The sequence below is a fragment of the Caldisericia bacterium genome (assembly GCA_021158845.1).
GTDB lineage: Bacteria > Caldisericota > Caldisericia > B22-G15 > B22-G15 > B22-G15.
This window is the reverse complement of sequence record JAGGSY010000039.1, coordinates 1-1,947: the sequence shown is the minus strand read 5'-3', so window position 1 is coordinate 1,947 and position 1,947 is coordinate 1. Positions and strand designations below refer to the sequence as shown.

Below are 1,947 nucleotides of genomic sequence, written 5' to 3'. Positions count from 1 at the left end.
ATATAGAAGAGATGTGGAAGCTCTTGAAAAAAGTGATGTTATTCTGGCAGAAGTCTCCAAACCCTCCCTTGGTGTTGGATACGAAATTGCATTTGGAGAAAAGATTGGAAAGAGGGTTATCTGCCTCGTAAGGGAAGGAGTGCACCTTTCAGCTATGATAAATGGAAATCCGAACTTAACCTTAATAACCTACAGGGATAAAGATGATTTGACTGAGAAACTTTTAAGACTCTTTAATAAAGTTTGAATAGAGAAGGAAGCCATCCTTTCCACTACCTTTTACCTTATACATTGCCATATCAGCTTTCTTTATAAGTTCAATGGCATCAGTTCCATCCTGTGGAAATATGGAAGCGCCTACACTTACTGTAATATGATACAATTCTCCATTTACCCTTAGTGGCTCCCTGAAGCTATTTACAATTTTTCTTCCAATAGTTTCGGCGTCCTCTACTCTCTTTAAAATAGGAACGAGGACAAGAAACTCATCCCCACCCATCCTTGAGAGAATGTCACTCCTTCTAACACTCCTTCTTAACCTTTCAGCTGCCCTCACAAGCGCCCTATCACCCACATCATGGCCAAACTTATCGTTCACCTCTTTAAATCCATCAAGATCAAGCATCATGATGCAGACCATATGGCCGTATCTCTTTGAACTCTCTATAGCTGCTCTAAGAAACTCCATAAAGTGACTCCTGTTGGGTAAACCTGTGAGAATATCGTGTGTTGCCATGTATCTTAGTTTCTTCTCATATGCCTTCTTCTCTGTAATATCCCTAACAATCCCCTGTGTGGCAATTCCCTCCTTATAGGGAACATAAGTTACAGACACCTCCACATAAACTTTCCTTCCATGTTTATCAAGTGCCACAAATTCATACTTCTCAGGGACAGGCTCACCCCTCTTTAGTTTTCTTGCCCTCTCTTCTATTAATGGAAGACTTTCAGGCGCTATGAGCTTTCTAAAGTCCACCCTCCTTAACTCCTCTCTTGTGTATCCAAACATCTCTATAAATCTATTGTTCACAAATTCAAACCTGTTATTATACAGAATGTATATACCCTCAGACATCTTTTCCACAAGACTTCTATACTTAGATTCACTCTTCTTTAAAGCCTCTATTGCCTTCTTCTCTTTGGTTATATCCTCAGTTATCCCTATTTGAAAAAGGAATCTTCCATTTGAATCAAAGACAGGAGAGATGTAACTCTTCCCCAAAGGATTCTTCCATCTTTCCTCTTAAACCTTTTTTCAAACACAAAAACCTTCTTTTCCTTTATCATTTTCTCAAAAATATCAAGATTTCTCTCAACATCCTCTGGATGAGTATAGATACGCCAGTGTTTACCTATAAGTTCTTCTTTTGTGTATCCAACAAAGTTTCTGAAGTGGGAATTGCAGTCTATCAATCTTCCTTCTCTATCAACAAGGGTTATGCCCACTCCAGCATTCTCAAATATCACCCTAAACTTTTCCTCACTTTCTCTAAGAGCTTCCTCTGCCCTCTTAAGGTCTGTTATATCAAAGGCTAATCCTAAAACAATAGATTTTTCATTGTAAGATACCTTTCTTGCATAGATGTTCGCCCACCTCTCTCTACCATCTTTTGTAAGAATCTTTGTCTCATACTTTGATGGAACATCCTCCCCCAGAAGTCTTCTTCTTGCAAAATCCTTTACCATTTCTCTATAATCTGGATGAATAATCTCCCATAGCTTCATACTGAGGAGTTCTTCCTTTGAATACCCTGTAATATGTTCCATAGGGGGATTAACATATAGGTACCTCTCTCCGTCATGAATAAATATTGCAGATGGCGTTATCTCTGCAAGGAGACGGAAATGCTCTTCTCTCTCTTTAAATCTTTTCCTCCATCTCTTCTTCATTGAATTTCATAAGCTGGGTTTTAGAGAAACGAATCCCACTATTTTTGTGTTCAGAAT

At 38.7% G+C, this 1,947-nt stretch carries 3 protein-coding genes; 1 reads left to right on the top strand and 2 read right to left on the bottom strand.

Going from position 1 to position 1,947, the window contains the following annotated elements:
* A partial coding sequence (locus tag J7J33_01520) for a nucleoside 2-deoxyribosyltransferase (protein MCD6167972.1) occupies nt 1–247 on the top strand: 247 nt, incomplete at its 5' end.
* Here the strand turns inward: J7J33_01520 and J7J33_01515 are convergent.
* Both J7J33_01515 and J7J33_01510 read right to left on the bottom strand, forming a co-directional pair.
* Nucleotides 224–1,222, bottom strand: a complete 999-nt coding sequence (locus J7J33_01515; protein MCD6167971.1) for a diguanylate cyclase — start codon at nt 1,220–1,222, stop codon at nt 224–226. The genes J7J33_01520 and J7J33_01515 overlap by 24 nt on opposite strands.
* Nucleotides 1,162–1,890, bottom strand: coding sequence for a PAS domain S-box protein (locus J7J33_01510; GenBank protein ID MCD6167970.1), 729 nt, complete (start codon nt 1,888–1,890; stop codon nt 1,162–1,164). Before J7J33_01510 ends, J7J33_01515 begins: the two co-directional genes overlap by 61 nt.
* Nucleotides 1,891–1,947 lie beyond the last annotated feature (57 nt).